This window comes from Sphingomonas sp. Ant20, assembly GCF_000783375.1.
Taxonomy (GTDB): domain Bacteria; phylum Pseudomonadota; class Alphaproteobacteria; order Sphingomonadales; family Sphingomonadaceae; genus Sphingomonas; species Sphingomonas aerolata.
The window spans coordinates 14,002-33,400 of the sequence record NZ_JRVI01000023.1 but is presented as its reverse complement, the minus strand read 5'-3'; the positions used below and the strand labels follow the sequence as shown (position 1 = coordinate 33,400).

Sequence of the window (19,399 nt, the reverse complement as noted above, 5' to 3'; positions counted from 1 at the left end):
CTTTTCGTTGATCGGCACGCCGCCGCGCGATCCTTGTCGCCACCCCCACGCGGCGCTACATCGCACGCGTGAAAATCGTCTCCTGGAACATCAACTCGGTCCGCTTCCGGATCGCCATCGTCGAGCAGTTTCTGAAGGAAGCCGCGCCCGACATCCTGTGCCTCCAGGAAACCAAGGTCGTCGACGACGACTTCCCCTTCGATACGTTCCGCGCGCTCGGCTATGAGCATATCGTGCTTCACGGCCAGCGCATGCATCACGGCGTCGCGATCCTGAGCAAGGTGCCGATCGTCGCCGACGACCGGTTTGACTGGCAGGCGAACAGCGAAGCCCGCCACGTCGGCGTGCGCCTGGAAAACGGCGTGCGGCTGGAGAATGTCTATATTCCCGCTGGCGGCGACGTGCCCGACCGCGACGCCAATCCGAAATTCGGCCAGAAGCTCGACTTTCTGGAGCGGATGACGCGCTGGTCGGAAACGCTAAGCGGCCCGACGATCCTGGTCGGCGATTTCAACATCGCGCCGCTTGAGGCGGACGTCTGGAGCCACAAGCAGCTGCTCGACGTCGTCAGCCATACGCCGGTCGAGGTCGAGGCGCTGGCCCGGCTCCAGGCAGCGGGAAACTGGGTCGATCTCGGCCGCCGCTTCCATCCCGCCCCTGCGCGGCTGTTCACCTGGTGGAGCTACCGCGCGAAGGACTGGGCGACGTCCGATCGCGGGCGGCGGCTCGATCACATGTGGGCGACGGGCGCGGCCGCGGAGGCCGCGATCGCGCATCACGTCTTCGAGCCGTGCCGCAGCTGGCTCAAGCCCTCCGACCATATCCCGATCCTGACCGAGTTCGCCTTTTGAGCGATCGCCCCAATCCGCGCGCCGCGGCCCGCGCGGTCGATGCCCTGCGCCGCGGCTGGCCGATCGCGATCGACGGACTGACGTTGCTCGCGGTCGAGACGGCGGACGCGGACCGGCTCGCGGCATTCGATCCACCGGCGACCGGCGGCGTGCTGATCTCGTCTGGACGGGCGGTGACGCTGAAGCTCGCCAATCAGCTCGAGGCGGCCGACCCGACCGCCCCCGTCCTGGTCGATCGCGCGCCCTGGATCGATTTTCCTGCCGCGACCGCGCTTGCCGACCCGCAGTTCGACCTCGCGACGCCGCTCAAGGGTCCGTTCCGCACCCTGCCCGTCCCGCATCCCGACGCAGCCGCGGCGGCGTTGCGGCTCGCACGGATCGCCGGGCTGTTGCCCGCCTTCTTCCTGGGCAGCGGCGCGCCCGAGGCGATCGCGACCGCCGCCGATATCGATGCGCATGAGGATGCGACCCGGCTCGTCATCGCGACCCGCGCACGCTTGCCGGTCGAGGGCGCGGAGGATGCCGAGATCGTCGCCTTCCGCTCGCCGGAAAGCGCCGATGAACACATCGCCCTCCTGATCGGGCAGCCGAACGGCGATGCCCCGCTCGTCCGGCTGCACAGCGAGTGCCTGACCGGTGACGTGCTCGGCAGCCTCAAATGCGACTGCGGGCCGCAGCTCCACGCCGCGATCCACGCGATCCGGCACAGCGGCTGGGGCATATTGCTCTATCTGCGTCAGGAGGGGCGCGGCATCGGCCTGGTCAACAAGCTGCGCGCCTATGCGCTGCAGGATCAGGGGTTCGACACGGTCGACGCCAATACCCGGCTGGGCTTCGCGATCGATGCACGCGATTTCGGCGTTGCCGCGCGGATGCTGAGCCTGCTCGGCCAGAACCGGGTCCGGCTGCTCACCAACAATCCGGCCAAGGTCGCCGGGCTCGAGGCGACTGGTGTGACGGTGGCGGAGCGCGTCCCCCATGCGCTGCCCGCCAATCCGCACAATGCCCGCTATCTCGCGACCAAGCGCGACCGCACCGGACATCAGCTTTGATCGATATACCTCCCTCGCGGCGGCTGATCGTCGTGTTCGGCGCCGCGGTGCGTGCGGATGGCAGCCCGAGCCCGACGCTCGAGCGACGGATCGCGTTCGCGGCAGCGGCGGCAGCGCGCTATACCGAGGCGGACCTGTTCTGTTCGGGCGCGATCGGCCGTCATGGTCCGTCGGAGGCGTCGGTGATGGCCGACCGGCTGGCCGAAACGGTCGATCGGTCGCGGATCCACCTCGACGAAGCCAGTCTCGATACACTGCAGAGCGTGGTCGCAGCGACCCGGTTCGCCCGCGCGGGGCAGTATGCCCAGTGCATGATCTGCACCGACGGCTATCACCAGCCGCGCATCCGCATGTTGTTCGCGATGCTGGGGATGCCCGCCAGCGCGATCCACGTCCCGCATGGCGGCAGCCGCCGCTACCAGATCAAGATGCGCGCACGCGAGGCTGCGGCGATCCCCTATGACCTGGTGGCGGGCGTCGGCGCGATCCTGCGCAGGCGGCGGGCCTAGGCCCCCTCTCGCAGGACGCGCGCCACCGCCTCGAAATCGTCGGCCAGCGCATCGACGCCGATCGCCTTCAGCCGCGCGCCGTGGTCCGGCCCGCAATGCGACCCCGCGGACAGTCCGATGACATAGCCGCCCGAGGCCACCGCGCCGGTCGCGCCGACCGGCGAATCCTCGAGGATCGCGGTCCGGCCGATATCGACGCCCAGCCGTTCGGCACCATACAGATAGAGATCAGGCGCAGGTTTGCCGTTCGTGACATGCTCGCGGCCGCTGTAGAGATGATCGCCGAACGCGTCGCGCAGGCCGATATGGTCGAGGTGCCGCGCGATCCAGCGGGTCGGGCTCGACGAGACGATCGCCTTGGGCAGATCGGCCGGCAAGGCGCGCACGAAGGCGACCGCACCCGCGATCGCATCGATACCGGCGGCCATCACGCGGTCGTCCTCCGCCTTGCGCGCCGCGTAGAACGCCTCGGGCAGCGGCCGGTCGATCCAGCGCTCGATCGCGTCGACGAACTGCGGCCCGGCAAGCCCCATGAAGTTCGCCATCGACTCCTCCGCGGTGATCGGATGCCCTGCCGCGGTCAGCCATTCGGCGATATGGCGGTTGCCGAGCGCCTCGCTGTCGATCAGCACCCCGTCGAAATCGAACAGCAGCGCGTCGAACCGGACCGCGCCGGTCATGCGCGATGCCCCCGCGCGCCGAACAGCGCGCTGCCGATCCGGACATGCGTCGCGCCGATCGTCACCGCGGTCTCGAAGTCGTCGGACATGCCCATGCTCAGCCCCGACAGCCCGCAATCGCGCGCAAGCTTTGCCAGCAGCGCGAAATAGGGCGCAGGCTCGACGTCGGCGGGAGGCAGGCACATCAGCCCCGCAACCGGGAGGTCGGCCGCGCGGGCCGCGTCGAGCAGCGCGGGCAGGTCGGCGATCGCACAGCCGCCCTTTTGCGGCTCATCACCGATATTCACCTGGAGATAGCAGTCGGGGCGCCGCCCGCTCTCGCGCATCGCCTTGCCGAGCGCCGTGACCAGCGACGGACGATCGACGACATGGATGCAGTCGAACAACGCGACGGCATCCGCCGCCTTGTTCGACTGCAACTGCCCGATCAGGTGCAGGACGACGTCGGGGTATCGCGCCTTGAGCGATGGCCATTTGTCCGCCGCTTCCTGGACGCGATTCTCGCCGAATATCCGCTGACCCTGTTCGAGCAGGGGTTCGATCGCCGCCGCCGGATGCGTCTTCGACACCGCGATCAAGGCGACGTCCTCGGGCTTGCGACCGGCAATCTCGGCAGCCTTGGCAATCCGCGCGCGGATCTCGGCCAGGCGCTGCGCGCGGTCGGTTTCGTCGGTCATGCCGTTCGTGTCTGTCATGCGGGGCGCTATAGGCAGCAAGATGCCGCACCGAAACCCCGTCCCGCGCCTCTGGCTGATGACCGACGAGCGGATGGGCGATGCACTATGGCATGCGCTGCAGCGTATTCCGCCCGGATCGGGGGTCGTGATCCGCCATTATCAGACGCCCCCGGCGCAGCGTCGGGCGCTGGCGCTGCGCATCCGCCGCATCGCGCAGGCACGACGGCTGGTGGTGGTCGCGCGGCCCGGATTTGCCGGGATCGACGGCGTGCATGGCGCCGGCCGCGGTGGGAGCTTGCGGACCTGGCCCGCGCATGATCGGCGCGAGGCGATGCTCGCGCGCGGGCCGGTGCCGACGCGCTGTTCGTGTCGCCGATCTATCCGACGCGGTCGCATCCGGGGGCGCCAGCGATCGGTCCCGCGGCTGCTATGCGGGTTGCGCGCGGGCTCGGCCTGCCGATCATCGCGCTGGGCGGCATGACCGCCGCACGGTGGCGGCGACTCAGGATGCTGGGCTTTCACGGCTGGGCCGCGATCGATGCGTGGACGTGATGGGGGCAATTCGCGGCTCACCGCCGGTCATGCTGCGCCCGGATCAGAAGCGGAAGGCAGTCCCGAGATAGACAGCTTGGCTGTCGCGACGATCGTCCTCGAGCCGAACGAACCGCTCACGGTCCGACCGATAGCGGACGCCCGCGGTCACATCGATGTTGCGCGTAAGCGAATAGGATCCGCCGAGATCGACAGAATAGCTCGGCGCATCCTCGACGAGACGCGGCGTATTGGCGAGCGGACGATCCGCCGCAGCCTTGACGCTGCCCGTGAACCGCTTGCCCGCATAGCTGACCGCGACATCGGCGGAGCTGCGACTGCCCGGCATCCCGGCCAGATCGACGCGTGCCAGATCGCCCGACACCGCAAACCGCTTCCAGCCGACCGACATGCCCAGATTATACGCGATCGGCGCCAATCCGACGGTCGGCGCGGTGCTGGTCGCGAGACGCGTGGTATCGATACCACGGTTGGTCTGCGCGCGGACAGCGACGGTGACGGCACGATTGTCGCGACGCGTTTCGGCCGGGGTGAAGCGGAAGCTGCCGGCATCGAAGCCGCCGCGCGCGAACAGCGCCGCAAGCCGGGGATCCGCCGCCGATGGGGTGAAGCCGCCCGTGCCCCGCACCGACAGCGCCGGGCGCTTGGCGATGCGGACCTGCTGTTCGGAGGCGCCGAACGCGGGCGCGACGAAGACCGCAGCGGCAGCAGCCACTCCGGCGAACATCCCGACCATCACGCGCTTGGCGACCAAAACAACAACTCCCTGCGAATCTTTTATAGACGAATCTTGTTACGATTCCTTCGCTGAACGGCAGCTAACACAGATCGATCCCCGTCAGCTATCCGCACCTAATGATTATCCAAAGGTGTTGCATCAGACACACAGAACAGGTCGAACGTCTCGGTTGCCGGACGAATTGCAGACGCCCACCCCATCCTTGCGGGTAGCAGGCCCGCCCTGTAGAGGCTGACGACGATCTATTGCCAGGATGATGCCGATGTTCCGCCCGCGTACCGCCCTCGTGGTTCTCGCCGCTCTGCCGCTGGTTGCGTGCGGCGGCGGCAGCGCCCGTCCCAAGGCCGATCTGGCCGCGTCGAAGATCACCACGATCGGCGTCAACAGCTATCTCTGGCGCGCGACGCTCGACACGCTGAGCTTCATGCCGCTGCTTCAGACCGACTCCAATGGCGGCGTCATCGTCACCGACTGGTACGTCAACCCGCAGACCCCGGCCGAGCGGATGAAGGTAACGGTATCGATCCTCGACCAGGATCTGCGTGCCGATGCCGTCCGCGTCGCGGCGCTGCGCGAGATCAACCGCAACGGCCAGTGGGTGTCCGCACCCGTCCAGGCCGCGACCACGCAGAAGCTCGAGGATATCATCCTGACCAAGGCCCGCGACCTGCGTCGCGCCTCGATCGCGGGCTGAGGACGACATCATGGCGTCGCGTTTCAATGCGTTGAAGGCGGACGCGGCGTGGCAGAAGGTCTGGGACGAACGCAACACGTTCGCCGCCGACGACTCTTCGACCAAGCCGCGCTCGTACGTGCTCGAGATGTTCCCCTATCCGTCGGGGCGCATCCACATGGGGCATGTCCGCAACTATACGATGGGGGACGTGCTCGCGCGCTTCCGTCGGATGAAGGGCATGGAAGTGCTACATCCGATGGGCTGGGACGCGTTCGGCATGCCCGCCGAGAACGCGGCGATGGAAAAGGGCGTGCATCCGGGCAACTGGACGCGCGCCAACATCGCGACGATGAAGGCGCAGCTGAAGCGCCTCGGCTTCGCGCTCGATTGGACGCGCGAGCTGGCGACGTGCGAGCCTGACTATTACGGGCACGAGCAGGCGCTGTTCCTCGACCTGTTCGCGGCAGGGCTGGTCTACCGCAAGGAATCCGCGGTCAACTGGGATCCGGTCGACATGACCGTGCTCGCCAACGAGCAGGTGATCGACGGGCGCGGCTGGCGCTCGGGCGCGCTGGTCGAGCGGCGCAAGCTGTCGCAGTGGTTCCTGAAGATTACCGACTTCGCCGACGAGCTGGTCGACGGCCTCGGCGCGCTCGAACATTGGCCTGACAAGGTCAAGCTGATGCAGGAGAACTGGATCGGCCGCAGCCAGGGCCTGCAGTTCAAGTTCGCGCTGGCGGGCAATGCGACCGGCATCGACTCCGTCGAGGTGTTCACGACTCGTCCCGACACGATGTTCGGGTCGAGCTTCGTCGCGGTCGCTGCGGATCATCCGATCGCGCGCGCGATCGCCGAGACAGACCCCGATGCGGCTGCGTTCATCGAACTCTGCAAGCGTGGCGGCACCACCGCGGCCGAACTCGACACGCAGGAGAAGCTGGGCTTCGACACCGGGATCCGCGCGACGCATCCGCTCGATAAGACGTGGGAACTACCCGTCTACATCGCGAACTTCGTGCTGATGGAATATGGTACGGGCGCGGTGTTCGGCGTGCCCGCGCACGACCAGCGCGACCTAGATTTCGCGCGCAAATACGATCTGCCCGTCAAGCGCGTCGTCTCCGAAGGCGATGACGAGGCCCCCGTGTTCGTCGGCGACACCGCCTGGACGGGCGCCGGCAATCTCGTGAACTCGCACTTCCTCGACGGGATGGACATAGAGGACGCCAAGCGGACCGTGATCGAGCGCGCCGAGGGCGAAGGCTGGGGCAAGGGCACGACCGTGTTCCGCCTGCGCGACTGGGGCGTCAGCCGCCAGCGTTACTGGGGCACGCCGATCCCGATCATCCACTGCGATGCGTGCGGTGCGGTGCCGGTACCCAAGGACCAGTTGCCTATCGTGCTGCCCGAGGACGTCAGCTTCGATATTCCCGGCAACCCGCTCGATCGTCATCCAACCTGGAAGCATGTCCCCTGCCCTAGCTGCGGCGGGAATGCGCGACGCGAGACCGACACGCTCGACACGTTTGTCGATTCATCGTGGTATTTCATCCGCTTCGCCAGCCGGCCGGACGCCAAGCCGTTCGACCGGACGGGCGCGGAGAAGTGGCTGCCGGTCAACCAGTATATTGGCGGCGTCGAGCATGCGATCCTGCATCTGCTCTACGCCCGCTTCTGGACGCGCGCGCTGAAGCATATCGGCATGCTCGACATCGCCGAGCCGTTTGCCGGGCTGTTCACGCAGGGCATGGTCACGCACGAAACGTACAAGTCCGCGGACGGCCGTTGGCTCGGCCCCGACGACGTGCGCGACGGCATCGAAATCGCGACGGGTGACGCGATCACCGTCGGTCGTGTCGAGAAGATGTCGAAGTCGAAGAAGAACACCGTCGATCCCGAGCCGATCGTCGACCAGTATGGCGCCGACGCGGTGCGCTGGTTCGTGCTCTCCGACTCGCCGCCCGAGCGCGACCTTCCCTGGAGTGAATCGGGTATCGAAGGCGCGTGGCGGTTCGTCCAGCGTCTCTGGCGCCTGATCGAGGCCGATGGTGCCGCCAAGGCCGAGGGTGACGACATCGCGTTGCGCAAGCTCTGCCACCGGACGACAGTGGGTATCGAGAGCGATATCAATGGCTTGCAGTTCAACAAGGCGGTCGCACGGCTCTACAGCCTGTGCAGCGCAATCGAGAAGGCACCGCAGTCCGCCGACCGCGAACAGGCGATCCGTACGTTGCTGCTGCTCGTCAGCCCGATGGTGCCGCACGTTGCCGAGGAAGCCTGGGCGACCGCCGGTAACGATGGCCTGATCGCCGACGCTGTGTGGCCTGCGGTCGATCCGGCGCTGCTGGTCGATGACGAGGTCACCATCGCGGTGCAGGTCAACGGCAAGCTGCGTGATACGCTCGTCTTCCCCAAGGGCGCGCCGAAGGACGAGGTCGAGGCGGCCGCGCTGGCCTCCGACAAGATCGTCCGCCTGCTCGAGGGCAAGCCGCCCCGGAAAGTGATCGTCGTGCCCGACCGCCTCGTGAACATCGTCGCATGACGCGGTACGCGCTTCTTGCCGGAGCCCTGCTGCTCTCGACCAGCCTGGCGGGTTGCGGGCTGCATCCGCTCTACTCGGGCGGCAGCAGCGGCGCGGTTGCCGGCACGCTCGGCGAGGTCGAGATCACGCCGATCGAGGGCAAGTCCGGGTGGCTGATGGCGACAGCGCTGCGCGACCGGTTGCCGTCGAACGGCGCGGCACCGCTGTATCGGATCGACATCCGGCTCGAGGACCAGATCAACGGCCTCGGCGTGCGGCGCGACGACAGCGTCTCGCGCGAACGCCGAATCCTGCGCGCGCGCTATCAGCTCGTCCGGATCGGCGACGGTACCGTCCTGCTCGACGCGACGGCGGGATCCGACGCCGGCATCGATGTCGTCCGGTCCGAATATGCGACGATCGCAGCCGAGAATACCGCGCTCGAACGTCTGTCGGGCATCGTCGCGGATCAGATCGTCGCGCGGATCGCGCTCTATGCGCAGCGGACCCCGCCGGCCCCCACGCCGGCCCCGTGAAGGCCAGCGCCAACCAGATCCGCGCCGCGTTGGCCCGGCCCGGCCCCGATATCCGTCTCTATCTCCTCCACGGCCCTGACGAGGCCGGCGCAAGCGACCTCGCCCGCACACTCGCCAAAGCGATGGGGCCGGACGCCGAGCGCGTCGATCTGGATGGCGCACAGCTCAGATCCGATCCCTCGCGGCTTGCCGACGAGGCGGCCGCCCTGTCGCTCTTCGCCACCGCGCGTCACGTCCGCGTCGCGTCGGCGGGCGAGGAGAGCCTCGATGCGTTCACCACGCTGTTGAACGCCGATCGCGCGGGCAACCCGGTCGTTGCGATCGCGCTCAGCGTCAAGACAAGTGCGAAGATCGTCAAGCTCGCGCTCGAATCGCCGCGTGCGATGGCGTTCGCCTGCTACGCGCCTACGGCCGCCGATGCAGAGCGGCTCGCCAGCACGATGGCGGGCGAGCAGGGCCTGCGCCCTGCCCCCGGCGTCGCGCGCCGCCTCGTCGAAACCACCGGTGGCGACCGTGCGGTCATCGCGCGCGAGATCGACAAGCTCGCGCTGTATCTCGACGCGAGCCCCGAACGACCGCATGATCTCGACCACGCTGCGCTCGATGCGATCGGCGCAGACCTCGGCGAGGCGGAGATGGGTCAGGCGATCGACGCGGCGATCGAGGGGCGTGTCGCCGATCTCGGGACCGAACTCGCGCGGCTGGAAGAAGCCGGTACCTCGCCGATCCCGTGGCTGCGGCAGCTCGTCCGCAGGCTGATCGCGCTCGCCGAGATGCGCGGCGAAATCGATCGCGGCGAAGCGGTCGATGTCGTCATGAAGCGCCACCGCGTCTTCTTCCGCGACGAGGCACAGACCGCCAAGTCGCTCCGCCGCTGGTCGCCGGTGATGCTCGCTACGGCCATCGCCCGAGTCCGCACCGCCGAACGTGCGATCATGGCCCCATGCAATCCCGGCGGGGTCGTCGCGGATGCCGCCATCGTCGCCCTTGCCCAAGCGATCGCACGCAGAAACTAAAGCCCGCTGAATTCCCCCCGTCAGGCGGACGTACCGGAGGGAAGGAACCGCTTCCCCCCGGACGTTCAGATCGCCCCGCCCGTCAGCCGCTGGCACACCATGTCGAGCTGATCGAGCGTCGAATAACTCAGCGTCAGCGTGCCGCCGGTCTCACTATGTGCAACCCGCACCTGAAGCCCCAGCAGATCGGCCAGTTGCCGCTCAAGCGCCGCGATATCCGCATCGGGGATCCGCGCCTCGTTCGCTGCAGTCGCCGCACCCCCGCCCGACCGGGTCCGGCCCGGCTTGGCATCACGCGCCAGCTTTTCGGTCTCGCGCACCGATAGGCCGCGGGCGATCACCTGGTCCGCCAGTGTCTCGACATCGGGCGAACCGAGCAGCGCGCGCGCATGGCCCATCGACAGCGATCCTTCGACCACCTGCGACTGAACCTGCGCAGGCAGTTCGAGCAGCCGCAACAAATTGGCGACATGGCTGCGCGACTTATGGACGATCTTGGCCAGCACCTCCTGCGTATGGCCATATTCGCCCGCCAGCCGCTGATAGGCCTGCGCCTCCTCGATCGCGTTGAGATCCTCACGCTGGATATTCTCGATCAGCGCAATTTCGAGCGTTTCGGCGTCGTCGAAGTCGCGGACAACCACCGGGACCTCGTGCAAACGCGCCCGTTGCGCCGCGCGCCAACGGCGCTCGCCCGCGACGATCTGATAATCATGGCCGTGCGGCCGGACGATGATCGGCTGGATCAAGCCGCGTGCGGCGATCGAGGCGGCAAGTTCACTCAGCATCGCTTCGTCGAAATGTCGGCGGGGCTGGTCCGGATGCGGCGACAGCGAACTGACCGGCAGCATGCGCACGCCGCTATTGGTCGGCGCATCACCGCTCGCGCTGACCGGCGCCTCGCGGGCCATCTCGCCCAGCAGCGCGTTCAGCCCGCGGCCGAGCCCCGGCCGGCCGCGCTTGGTACCTTCACTCATGCCAATACCCTCACGCGGCTGCTCGTGCAGATACCGGAAGCCGGCCGATCATCTCGCGGGCAAGCGCGATATACGCCTGCGATCCGCTGCAGCGATGGTCGTAGATCAGCGCCGGAAGTCCGTGACTGGGCGCTTCCGACAGCCGTACGTTGCGCGGGATGACCGTTTCGAACACGACCTTGCCCAGCACCGCGCGGACATCCGCCGAGACCTGATCGGTCAGCCGGTTGCGGCGATCATACATTGTCAGCGCAACGCCGAGGATCGACAGGCCGGGGTTGAACCGCTGACGGATACGTTCGACCGTGCTGAGCAACTGCGACAGGCCCTCGAGCGCGAAGAATTCGCACTGGAGCGGCACGAGCAGCGCATCCGCTGCAACCATCGCATTAATCGTCAGCAGCCCGAGCGAAGGCGGACAATCGATCAGCGCGATATCCCAATGCCCGGTCGAGTCCTGCATCGCACGATCGAGCCGATGCGTCCGCGCATCGAATTCGACGAGCTCGATCTCTGCTCCCGACAGATCGACCGTCGCGGGGATCACGTCGAGCCGGGGTACGCGGCTGTGCACCACGGCCTGGTCGATCGTCGCTTCGCCGATGAGGACGTCATAGCTTGATTTGACGCGTTGCGCATGGCCGATGCCAAGGCCGGTCGAGGCGTTGCCCTGCGGGTCGATATCGACCAGCAGCACCCGCATTCCCGTCGCCGCCAATGCGGTCGCGAGATTGATGGCACTGGTGGTCTTGCCCACCCCACCCTTCTGATTGGCGACCGCGATGGTGATCATCGCGCGCGGACTCGATCCAGAACCACGATAGACGACTCCGGGTTCGTGACGCTTTGTTCCACGTGGAACATAAAGTGCCAAGGCTTCTGAAGCGCGGTGATCTCTGCCTCGTCGAGACGCCCCCGAGGCAATAGCCACCGCGTCTCTGTTGTGGCGCAGTGCGCCGCGCCACGCAAAAGGTTTTCGAGCGAGGCGACCGCGCGCGCCGAAATGATCCGGGCCGTTGAAGTGACGGACTCGACCTTGGTCGGATGCACCCGGACCTGCTCGCCAAGCCCCAGCCGGGCGACGCAGAGCTGGAGAAAGTCCGCGCGACGCCGACGTGGTTCGACAAGATCGACCGGCCCGTCGCGCACCAGCGCGACGACCATGCCGGGAAATCCGCCTCCGGTCCCGATGTCGAGCCAGCGCATCACATCTGTCTCCGGGCTCGCGAGTGCAACCAGTTGAAGCGAGTCGACGACATGCCGGTCCCAGATCGTCGGGATCGTCGACGGTGCGATCAAATTCTGATGCGCGGCTTCCTCGACGACCATCGCGACGAACGCCGCAACCCGCTCGGTCGCGACGGGGCCAAACCGCTCGAGGACCCAGGTCCGTGCTTCGTCTTCGGTCATGCCGGCACTCGTTTCGTATGGAGAAGCACCGCAGACAGCGCCGCGGGCGTGATGCCCCGGATCCGTGCCGCAGCGGCCAAGGACAGCGGTCGTGCCGCACTCAATCGGTCGATCATCTCGTTCGACAGACCCGGGACCCGATCATAGGCAAGATCCTGGGGTAACAGGATCGCCTCGTCCGCCCGCAACCGCGCGACCTCCTGCGCCTGTCGTTCGATATAGGGAGCGTAGCGCGCATCCTCGACGACCTCGTCGACCACCGCCGCCGGGATTCCGATCGCTGCATCAGGCGCGACATGCGCAAGCTTCACGCCCTCGAAGCGCAACCAGTCGAACGCCGTCCGCCGCGCGCCATCACGCCCCACCGCAACGCCCTGATCCGCGATCTCGGTCGCGGTGCGTTCGCCGTGCAGCGCGGATCGGAACCGGGCCCGGTCTTCGCCACGCGCGGCGCTGATGGGCAAGCCGCGCGGTGCCGAGGCATCCCGCCGCCTCCGCGATCCCACCAAGCCGTGTCTCGGCATTGTCCGCGCGAAGCGACAGCCGGAACTCGGCACGCGCGGTCAGCATCCGGTATGGCTCGGTGACGCCCTGCAGGACAAGGTCGTCGATCATCACGCCGAGATAGCTCGACGCGCGGTCGAGGATCACCGGTGCGAGATCACAGGCATGCGCCGCCGCATTGAGCCCGGCGACCAGCCCCTGCCCCGCTGCCTCTTCATAGCCCGTGGTCCCGTTGAGCTGGCCGGCGCAGAACACGCCGTCGATCGCGGGAAGCGCCAATCGCGTATCGAGCGCGCGCGGATCGATATAATCATATTCGACGGCATAGCCCGGCATCGTCATCACGACACGCTCAAGCCCGGGAATGCTCACGAGCATCGCTGCCTGCACCTCGACTGGCAAGGACGTCGACAGACCATTCGGATAGATCGTCGGGTCGTCGAGGCCCTCGGGTTCGAGAAACAGCTGATGGCCGTCGCGGTCACCGAAGCGCGAGACCTTGTCCTCGATCGATGGACAATAACGCGGCCCTGCCGCCTCGATCGCGCCGGTGAACAGCGGCGACCGGTGGAACGCGGCGCGGATGATCGCATGCGTCTCGTCCGTCGTCCGCGTGATCGCACAGGCAACCTGCGGCAGGATGCGGCCGGTGGTCATCGGCGACATCGTCCATGGCTCGGGATCGGAGGGCTGCTCGGCAAGCGCGCCCCAGTTGATCGTCCGCCCGTCGAGCCGTGGCGGGGTCCCAGTCTTCAACCGCGCCATGGGCAGCGCGCGCGCGCGGAGCTGGTCCGCCAGTGGCTTCGCCGCGCGCTCGCCGATCCGGCCCCCTTCCTCGCGGTCATCGCCACGGAAGATCCGCCCGCCCAGGAACGTCCCAGTCGCGAGCACCACCGCGCGCGCTGCGACCACGGCGCCGTCGGCAAGCACGACACCTGCGACGCGACCACCCTCCAGATGCAGCGCGCTGACCTCGCCGGCGATGATCGACAGGTTCGGCGTCGCCGCCAGCTGTGCCTGGATCGCCGCTGCATAGAGCCTGCGGTCGGCCTGGATCCTCGGCCCCTGGACCGCGGATCCTTTGCTGCGATTGAGCATCCGGTGATGGATCGCTGCGGCATCGGCAGCACGACCGATCAGCCCGTCAAAGGCATCGACCTCGCGCACCATATGGCCTTTGCCAAGCCCGCCTATCGCCGGGTTGCATGACATCGCACCAATCTGCCGCGCGTCGAACGACACCAGCGCAGTACGCGCGCCCCTCCGCGCTGCCGCGGCTGCGGCCTCGGTCCCGGCATGGCCACCGCCAACCACCACTACATCGAACATGCCATCGCCGTAGAGCGACGCGACGATCGCGTCAAAGTTGTTCCACGTGGAACATCACTTGCCGATGCAGAACCGGCCGAACAGTGCATCGAGCATCTCGCCGGTCGCATCGAGACCGAGCACTGCGGCGAGCCCGGTCCGAGCTTCGCGGAGATGCTCCGCAACGATCAACGGGTCCGTGCCCGCCGCACGCAGTGTCGCCGCAGCCCGCTCGCAGCGTAGGCGCTGATCCGCCTTGAGCGCCAGATCGTCATTGCGGGGAAGCAGCGCGGCTGCGCGATCATGGACCACGGCCCAGAGCCGGTCGAGCGATGCCTGATCGCTTTGTGAGAAGGCAATTACCCGACCGGGCGGAACGCCCCCGTCCCGCCCCGGCAGATCGGCTCGGGCGTGAACCCAGATCGCATCCTCGCGTGGCGGCGCCGTGTCGGCCAGCCACAGCAGCAGGTCCGCCGTCTCCATCGCGGTCTCCGCCCGGGCGACGCCGATCGCCTCGATCGGATCGAGCGTATCGATCAGACCAGCGGTATCAGTCAGGACATAGGCGACCCCGTTCCGCAGGACCGGGACATCGATGCGATCACGCGTCGTCCCAGAGATCGGCGAGACGATCGCGGCATCGCGCTCCCCCATCAGATTGAGCAACGTCGATTTCCCGCTGTTGGGCGGGCCGCCGATCACGACGCGAAGGCCGTCTTTCAGCCGCTCGACCGGGGGGCTCGCCACCACCGTCTCGATCTCAGCCGCCAGCGCTGAGAGATCGGCGAGCACCGCGTCGAAGGCCGCCGCATCGCTGGTCACGTCGTCCTCGTCGGCAAAGTCTAGCATCGCCTCGATCCATGCGGACAGCATCGCGACCGCGTCCATCCAGCCGCGTACCGCCTGGCTCACCCGCCCCTCGGTCGCGGTGATCGCAGCAACACGCTGCGCCTCGGTTTCGGCCTCGAGCAGATCGGCTAGCCCTTCGGCCTGGGTCAGGTCGATGCATCCGTTGCCAAGCGCACGGCGGGTAAATTCGCCCGGCTCGGCCAGTCGTAACCCGGTCATCGCCGCCAGCGTGCGTTCGACTGCAGCGATGACCGCCCGCCCCCCGTGGCAGTGGAGCTCGACCAGATCCTCGCCCGTCGCAGTGGTCGGGCCCGGAAAGACGATCACCAATGCGCGATCGAGCATCGTCCCGCTCGCATCGCGCAGACCACGCAAACTGGCATGCCGCGCGGCAGGGAGCGGCCCGGCGAGCGCGACCGCCGCCGCAAACGCCTGGGGCCCCGATATCCGCACCACTGCGATCGCCGCGGGCGGGCGCCCGCTCGACACTGCAAAGATCGTCGTCATTCTGTTACTCAACCGCCAGTCTTGCCGGTCTGCGTCGCGCCGTCGAACATCCGTTTCCAGAACGCCATCCCCGCCTCGCCCATCGGCTGCCACCCGCGCATCATCGTCTCGATCATCTCAGGCTGCATCGCCCCGTCGCCGAGCCCGGGCATCGCCTCGATCATCATCGCGACATAGCGGTCATGGATCGGCGTCAGGTCGGGCAGCCCGACCGCGCGGCGGGCCTCTTCGGGCGTGCATTCGATTTCGATGTTCATCTTCATGGACGGCCCTTTCGGTGGCGCTTGAGCCGCACGGCGGGGCACGGCATAGCGTGGCAATGTATGCGCGGGATGCCGCCTCGATCGCAACGCCTATCGGGCTGATCCGCGTGACCGGCAGCACCGACCGGATCGACGCGATCGCGATCGACCGGGACGGCATCGTCGAGGCGACCATGAACCCGGTGATCCGCGAAGCGCTTCGCCAGTTCGACGCGTATTTTGCCCGCCGTCTCACCGTCTTCGACCTTCCGCTCGCGCCATCGCTGACGCGCCGCGGCGACGCGCTGCGCCAGGCGATCGTTGCGGTCCCTTATGGCCGGACCGCCAGCTATGGCGATCTCGCGCAGGCGATCGGGTCGAGCCCGCGTGCGATCGGCCAAGCCTGTGCGCGCAATCCGTTTCCGATCGTCGTCCCCTGCCACCGAATTCTCGGAGCCGGGGGCGGGCTTGGTGCGTATTCCGCAGGCCAAGGCCCGATCACAAAATCCCGGCTGCTCGATCTCGAACGGCCGCAAGGAGGATTGCTATGACCAACACCACCACCATACCGACGCTCGCGGGCGACGGCAGCTTCACCGCCTATCGCGCGGTCCCCGCCGGCACGCCCAAGGCCGCAATCGTCGTGATTCAGGAAATCTTCGGGGTGAATGCCGGCATCCGCCGCAAGTGCGACACGCTCGCCGAGGCCGGCTATCTCGCAATCGCCCCGGACCTGTTCTGGCGGCTGGAGCCGGGGATTGAGCTCGACCCGGACGTGAAGCCCGAATTCGAGCGTGCACTCGAACTCATGGGCCAGTTCGACCAGGACAAGGGTATCGCCGATATCGAGGCAACGATCCGCGCCGCGCGCAGCGAACTCGGTGACGGCGCAAAGGTCGGCGCGGTCGGCTATTGCCTCGGTGGCCGCCTCGCCTTCATGACCGCCGCGCGCACCGACATCGATGCGAGCGTCGGCTATTACGGTGTCGGGATCGATGGCCTGCTCGGCGAGAAGCACGCGATCGCAAACCCCGTGCTGCTCCACGTTCCCGAGGAGGATCATTTCGTCGACAAGGACGCGCAGGCGGCGATGCACGCCGGGCTCGACGATCATCCCAAGGTCACGATCTACGATTATGCGGGCGAGGATCACGCTTCGCGACCGAGTTCGGCGAGCGCCGGTCGGATGCGTCGGCCAAGCTGGCGGACGAACGCACCGCGGCATTTTTTGCCGAGCATCTGGGGTGAAGACGATTTCGGGCATGATGACCGGCCCGCTCGACATCATCGAGGATACCGACATTAGCGGGATGGTCACTGGAAAGGTCCGCGTGGGTCTGAATTGCCGGCTGCGCGTCTAAGGAATGGTGACCGGGAAGATCTATCTTGCCAAGGGTGCCGAGGTCGACATTCCCGGGATGTTCAACGGCAAGATCATCCGCCGCTGATCCCTCCGAACGCGCCCCCCTCGCCAAAAAAAAAAGGCCTCGCCGGACGATCCCGGCGAGGCCCTTTTCTTATCCGGACGCTGCCCCGATCAGCCGAGCAGCGAGACGATCCCGAGCGTTTCGCCGGTACCGGTCCAGCCCTCGTAGATCATCTTCACCGCAACCACGAGGATCACCGCCAGGCCGATATAGGCGATCCAGCGATAGCGGTTGATGATCCGCGCGATGAAGTTCGCTGCCAGGCCCATCATCGCGACCGACAGCAACAGGCCGATCACGAGGATCCCCGGATGCTCGCGCGCTGCGCCCGCGACCGCGAGCACATTGTCGAGGCTCATCGACACGTCGGCGACCGCGACCGCCCAGGCGGCGCTGGCAAAGCCCTTGGACGACTTGATCCCCGAGCGTTCGTCACCCTCGATTTCCTCGGAGCCGGCGTTTTCCGCACCCTCGCGGATTTCACGCCAGAACTTCCAGCTGACCCACAGCAGCAGCAGGCCGCCCGCAAAGATCAGCCCGACGATCCCCATCAGCCACGTCACGATCAGGGCGAAGAAGATGCGCAGAACGAGCGCGGCGCCGATGCCGATCAGGATGACCTTCTTCCGCTGGTCAGCAGGAAGCCCCGCGGCGAGCGCGCCGACGACGATCGCATTGTCACCCGCGAGGACGAGGTCGATCATCAGGACCGATCCGAACGCGGCCAGCGCCTTCGGGTCGCCGAGATTGGAGAAGTCGGCGACGATGTGCTGCCAGATTTCCAGCGGTGAACCGGGTCCGGTTACTCCCGATGCGGCGGTGGCCAGCATGGCGATGATACTCAAGATGTCAGCTCCCGGTGACGGGCCACCACCGACGTGCGGAGATGGCGGATTTCAATGGGTTTCATAGCAAAGCGGCACACGAAAGCCATTGCTCTCGCGTGCCGCATTTTGGGTCGGTCTTCTTGGCCGGACATGGGCGAAGCCCATGTCGTCGGTCGGGGCGCTGCCCCGCCGGCCGAACCGGAGCGAGTCCTGCGCCAGCTTGTCGCAGGCCGCCCTCGGTTATTGATTCATGCTGTCGAAGAAATTCTCGTTGGTCTTCGAATCCTTCATCTTGTCGAGCAGGAACTCCATCGCGTCGATCGTGCCCATCTGCATGAGGATGCGACGCAGGACCCACATCTTGGAGAGCTTGGCCTTGTCGACCAGCAGCTCTTCCTTGCGGGTACCCGACTTGCCGACGTCGAGCGCCGGGAAGATGCGCTTGTCCGCGACCTTGCGATCGAGCACGATTTCCGAGTTGCCGGTGCCCTTGAACTCCTCGAAGATCACCTCGTCCATGCGGCTGCCCGTGTCGATCAGCGCGGTCGCGATGATCGAGAGCGAGCCGCCCTCCTCGATGTTGCGCGCGGCACCGAAGAAGCGCTTCGGACGCTGCAGCGCGTTCGCATCGACACCACCGGTCAGGACCTTGCCCGACGACGGCACGACGGTGTTGTAGGCACGACCCAAACGCGTGATCGAGTCGAGCAGGATCACCACGTCCTTCTTGTGCTCGACCAGGCGCTTGGCCTTTTCGATGACCATCTCCGCGACCTGCACGTGGCGCTGCGCGGGTTCGTCGAACGTCGAGCTGACGACCTCGCCCTTCACGCTGCGCTGCATGTCGGTGACTTCCTCGGGGCGCTCGTCGATCAGCAGGACGATCAGGAACACCTCGGGGTGATTGTCGGTGATCGCCTTGGCCATGTTCTGCAACATGACCGTCTTGCCGACACGCGGCGGGGCAACGATCAGCGTGCGCTGGCCCTTGCCCTGCGGCGACACGATGTCGATCACCCGCGCCGACTTGTCCTTGACGGTCGGGTCGGCGGGATCGAGCGTCAGCTTGCTCTCGGGGTAGAGCGGCGTGAGATTGTCGAAATTGACGCGATGGCGGACGACGTCGGGATCGTCGAAATTGACAGCCGTGAGCTTCACCAGCGAGAAATAGCGTTCGCCATCCTTCGGCCCGCGGATTTCGCCCTCGACCGTGTCACCGGTACGCAGGCCGAACTTCCGCACCTGGTTGGGCGAGATGTAGATGTCGTCGGGCCCGGCGAGATAGTTGGATTCGGGTGAGCGCAGGAAGCCGAAGCCGTCAGGCAGCACTTCGATCGTGCCGAGCCCCATGATCTGGTCGCCATTGTCCGCCTGCACCTTCAGGATCGCGAACAACAGGTCCTGCTTGCGCAGCGTCGAGGCGCTCTCGACCCCCAGTTCCTCGGCCAGCTGGACCAGCTCGGCGGGCTTCTTCTTCTTCAGGTCTTTGAGATGCATGGGGATTTCCGGATAGCGATCAACGGGAACAGGTTCGGTCTG

General features: G+C 66.9%; 19 protein-coding genes and 2 pseudogenes. 10 read left to right on the top strand and 11 right to left on the bottom strand.

Features of this window, described 5'->3' with window-relative positions:
* The first annotated feature begins 68 nt into the window (after positions 1 to 68).
* Genes NI18_RS05255 through NI18_RS05245 form a run of 3 tightly spaced genes read left to right on the top strand, consistent with a single transcriptional unit; the run spans position 69 to position 2,412 of the window.
* Positions 69 to 851: an exodeoxyribonuclease III gene (locus NI18_RS05255; protein ID WP_037528589.1), complete on the top strand. Its 783-nt coding sequence runs from the start codon at positions 69 to 71 to the stop codon at positions 849 to 851.
* Positions 848 to 1,903, top strand: a complete 1,056-nt coding sequence (gene ribA, locus NI18_RS05250) for a GTP cyclohydrolase II (RefSeq protein WP_031440892.1) — start codon at positions 848 to 850, stop codon at positions 1,901 to 1,903. Before NI18_RS05255 ends, ribA begins: the two co-directional genes overlap by 4 nt.
* Complete coding sequence (locus NI18_RS05245; protein WP_051916637.1) at positions 1,900 to 2,412, top strand: YdcF family protein; 513 nt, start codon at positions 1,900 to 1,902, stop codon at positions 2,410 to 2,412. The genes ribA and NI18_RS05245 overlap by 4 nt, the downstream gene beginning before the upstream one ends.
* On the opposite strand, the gene NI18_RS05240 is transcribed toward NI18_RS05245, so the two are convergent.
* Both NI18_RS05240 and NI18_RS05235 read right to left on the bottom strand, forming a co-directional pair.
* Positions 2,409 to 3,092, bottom strand: a complete 684-nt coding sequence (locus NI18_RS05240) for an HAD family phosphatase (protein ID WP_031440893.1) — start codon at positions 3,090 to 3,092, stop codon at positions 2,409 to 2,411. The two genes, NI18_RS05245 and NI18_RS05240, sit on opposite strands and share 4 nt — an antisense overlap.
* Positions 3,089 to 3,787: a YggS family pyridoxal phosphate-dependent enzyme gene (locus tag NI18_RS05235; protein ID WP_235188386.1), complete on the bottom strand. Its 699-nt coding sequence runs from the start codon at positions 3,785 to 3,787 to the stop codon at positions 3,089 to 3,091. The genes NI18_RS05240 and NI18_RS05235 overlap by 4 nt, the downstream gene beginning before the upstream one ends.
* 348 nt (positions 3,788 to 4,135) lie before the next feature.
* Here NI18_RS05235 and NI18_RS27825 point away from each other — a divergent pair, with 348 nt between their 5' ends.
* The gene (locus NI18_RS27825) at positions 4,136 to 4,321 is read left to right on the top strand and encodes a thiamine phosphate synthase (protein ID WP_347574803.1); all 186 of its coding nucleotides are present in this window, start codon (positions 4,136 to 4,138) and stop codon (positions 4,319 to 4,321) included.
* Between the two features lie 43 nt (positions 4,322 to 4,364).
* On the opposite strand, the gene NI18_RS05225 is transcribed toward NI18_RS27825, so the two are convergent.
* A complete protein-coding gene (locus NI18_RS05225; protein ID WP_234387526.1) occupies positions 4,365 to 5,075 on the bottom strand; it encodes a hypothetical protein in 711 nt (236 codons plus the stop codon).
* A 247-nt stretch (positions 5,076 to 5,322) separates the two neighbouring features.
* On the opposite strand from NI18_RS05225, the gene NI18_RS05220 reads away from it, so the two are divergent.
* Genes NI18_RS05220 through holA form a run of 4 tightly spaced genes read left to right on the top strand, consistent with a single transcriptional unit; the run spans position 5,323 to position 9,809 of the window.
* Positions 5,323 to 5,754, top strand: coding sequence for a DUF3576 domain-containing protein (locus NI18_RS05220; RefSeq protein ID WP_031396163.1), 432 nt, complete (start codon positions 5,323 to 5,325; stop codon positions 5,752 to 5,754).
* A gap of 10 nt (positions 5,755 to 5,764) precedes the next feature.
* Entirely contained in the window at positions 5,765 to 8,278 is a 2,514-nt protein-coding gene (leuS, locus tag NI18_RS05215) for a leucine--tRNA ligase (protein ID WP_037528587.1), read from the top strand.
* Positions 8,275 to 8,793, top strand: coding sequence for an LPS assembly lipoprotein LptE (gene lptE, locus NI18_RS05210; protein WP_037528585.1), 519 nt, complete (start codon positions 8,275 to 8,277; stop codon positions 8,791 to 8,793). The genes leuS and lptE overlap by 4 nt, the downstream gene beginning before the upstream one ends.
* The gene (holA, locus tag NI18_RS05205) at positions 8,790 to 9,809 is read left to right on the top strand and encodes a DNA polymerase III subunit delta (RefSeq protein ID WP_037528583.1); all 1,020 of its coding nucleotides are present in this window, start codon (positions 8,790 to 8,792) and stop codon (positions 9,807 to 9,809) included. Before lptE ends, holA begins: the two co-directional genes overlap by 4 nt.
* A 65-nt stretch (positions 9,810 to 9,874) precedes the next feature.
* Here the strand turns inward: holA and NI18_RS05200 are convergent, their stop codons facing one another.
* From NI18_RS05200 to NI18_RS05175, 6 genes and pseudogenes are all read right to left on the bottom strand, one after another.
* Positions 9,875 to 10,786 (bottom strand): ParB/RepB/Spo0J family partition protein, encoded by a 912-nt coding sequence (locus tag NI18_RS05200; RefSeq protein WP_037528581.1) that lies wholly within the window; start codon positions 10,784 to 10,786, stop codon positions 9,875 to 9,877.
* A 10-nt stretch (positions 10,787 to 10,796) separates the two neighbouring features.
* The gene (locus NI18_RS05195; protein WP_031396158.1) at positions 10,797 to 11,579 is read right to left on the bottom strand and encodes an AAA family ATPase; all 783 of its coding nucleotides are present in this window, start codon (positions 11,577 to 11,579) and stop codon (positions 10,797 to 10,799) included.
* The gene (gene rsmG / locus NI18_RS05190) at positions 11,576 to 12,196 is read right to left on the bottom strand and encodes a 16S rRNA (guanine(527)-N(7))-methyltransferase RsmG (protein WP_037528578.1); all 621 of its coding nucleotides are present in this window, start codon (positions 12,194 to 12,196) and stop codon (positions 11,576 to 11,578) included. Before rsmG ends, NI18_RS05195 begins: the two co-directional genes overlap by 4 nt.
* Positions 12,193 to 14,029, bottom strand: a pseudogene (gene mnmG / locus NI18_RS05185) (tRNA uridine-5-carboxymethylaminomethyl(34) synthesis enzyme MnmG). Before mnmG ends, rsmG begins: the two are co-directional and overlap by 4 nt.
* Positions 14,030 to 14,083: 54 nt before the next feature.
* On the bottom strand, positions 14,084 to 15,364 hold the full coding sequence (gene mnmE, locus NI18_RS05180; protein WP_037528576.1) for a tRNA uridine-5-carboxymethylaminomethyl(34) synthesis GTPase MnmE: 1,281 nt from the start codon (positions 15,362 to 15,364) through the stop codon (positions 14,084 to 14,086).
* An 8-nt stretch (positions 15,365 to 15,372) separates the two neighbouring features.
* Positions 15,373 to 15,627 (bottom strand): DUF6489 family protein, encoded by a 255-nt coding sequence (locus NI18_RS05175; protein WP_031440901.1) that lies wholly within the window; start codon positions 15,625 to 15,627, stop codon positions 15,373 to 15,375.
* A gap of 56 nt (positions 15,628 to 15,683) precedes the next feature.
* On the opposite strand from NI18_RS05175, the gene NI18_RS05170 reads away from it, so the two are divergent.
* Complete coding sequence (locus NI18_RS05170; protein WP_037528575.1) at positions 15,684 to 16,157, top strand: methylated-DNA--[protein]-cysteine S-methyltransferase; 474 nt, start codon at positions 15,684 to 15,686, stop codon at positions 16,155 to 16,157.
* Positions 16,154 to 16,854, top strand: a pseudogene (locus NI18_RS05165) (dienelactone hydrolase family protein). Before NI18_RS05170 ends, NI18_RS05165 begins: the two are co-directional and overlap by 4 nt.
* Before the next feature lie 289 nt (positions 16,855 to 17,143).
* On the opposite strand, the gene NI18_RS05160 reads toward NI18_RS05165, so the two are convergent.
* Together NI18_RS05160 and rho are read right to left on the bottom strand one after the other, a co-directional pair.
* Positions 17,144 to 17,863 (bottom strand): TerC family protein, encoded by a 720-nt coding sequence (locus tag NI18_RS05160; RefSeq protein WP_037528574.1) that lies wholly within the window; start codon positions 17,861 to 17,863, stop codon positions 17,144 to 17,146.
* Between the two features lie 237 nt (positions 17,864 to 18,100).
* Positions 18,101 to 19,357, bottom strand: a complete 1,257-nt coding sequence (gene rho / locus NI18_RS05155; RefSeq protein WP_031395107.1) for a transcription termination factor Rho — start codon at positions 19,355 to 19,357, stop codon at positions 18,101 to 18,103.
* Positions 19,358 to 19,399 lie beyond the last annotated feature (42 nt).

What these genes read in the sequence shown, in the direction of transcription:
- NI18_RS05240 (WP_031440893.1), bottom strand. Translation starts at nt 3,092, where the DNA reads ATGACCGGCGCGGTCCGGTTCGACGCGCTGCTGTTCGATTTCGACGGG.
- rsmG (WP_037528578.1), bottom strand. Translation starts at nt 12,196, where the DNA reads ATGACCGAAGACGAAGCACGGACCTGGGTCCTCGAGCGGTTTGGCCCC.
- NI18_RS05175 (WP_031440901.1), bottom strand. Translation starts at nt 15,627, where the DNA reads ATGAAGATGAACATCGAAATCGAATGCACGCCCGAAGAGGCCCGCCGC.
- NI18_RS05235 (WP_235188386.1), bottom strand. Translation starts at nt 3,787, where the DNA reads ATGACAGACACGAACGGCATGACCGACGAAACCGACCGCGCGCAGCGC.
- rho (WP_031395107.1), bottom strand. Translation starts at nt 19,357, where the DNA reads ATGCATCTCAAAGACCTGAAGAAGAAGAAGCCCGCCGAGCTGGTCCAG.
- mnmE (WP_037528576.1), bottom strand. Translation starts at nt 15,364, where the DNA reads ATGACGACGATCTTTGCAGTGTCGAGCGGGCGCCCGCCCGCGGCGATC.
- NI18_RS05195 (WP_031396158.1), bottom strand. Translation starts at nt 11,579, where the DNA reads ATGATCACCATCGCGGTCGCCAATCAGAAGGGTGGGGTGGGCAAGACC.
- NI18_RS05170 (WP_037528575.1), top strand. Translation starts at nt 15,684, where the DNA reads ATGTATGCGCGGGATGCCGCCTCGATCGCAACGCCTATCGGGCTGATC.
- NI18_RS05160 (WP_037528574.1), bottom strand. Translation starts at nt 17,863, where the DNA reads ATGCTGGCCACCGCCGCATCGGGAGTAACCGGACCCGGTTCACCGCTG.
- lptE (WP_037528585.1), top strand. Translation starts at nt 8,275, where the DNA reads ATGACGCGGTACGCGCTTCTTGCCGGAGCCCTGCTGCTCTCGACCAGC.
- NI18_RS05200 (WP_037528581.1), bottom strand. Translation starts at nt 10,786, where the DNA reads ATGAGTGAAGGTACCAAGCGCGGCCGGCCGGGGCTCGGCCGCGGGCTG.
- leuS (WP_037528587.1), top strand. Translation starts at nt 5,765, where the DNA reads ATGGCGTCGCGTTTCAATGCGTTGAAGGCGGACGCGGCGTGGCAGAAG.
- NI18_RS05220 (WP_031396163.1), top strand. Translation starts at nt 5,323, where the DNA reads ATGTTCCGCCCGCGTACCGCCCTCGTGGTTCTCGCCGCTCTGCCGCTG.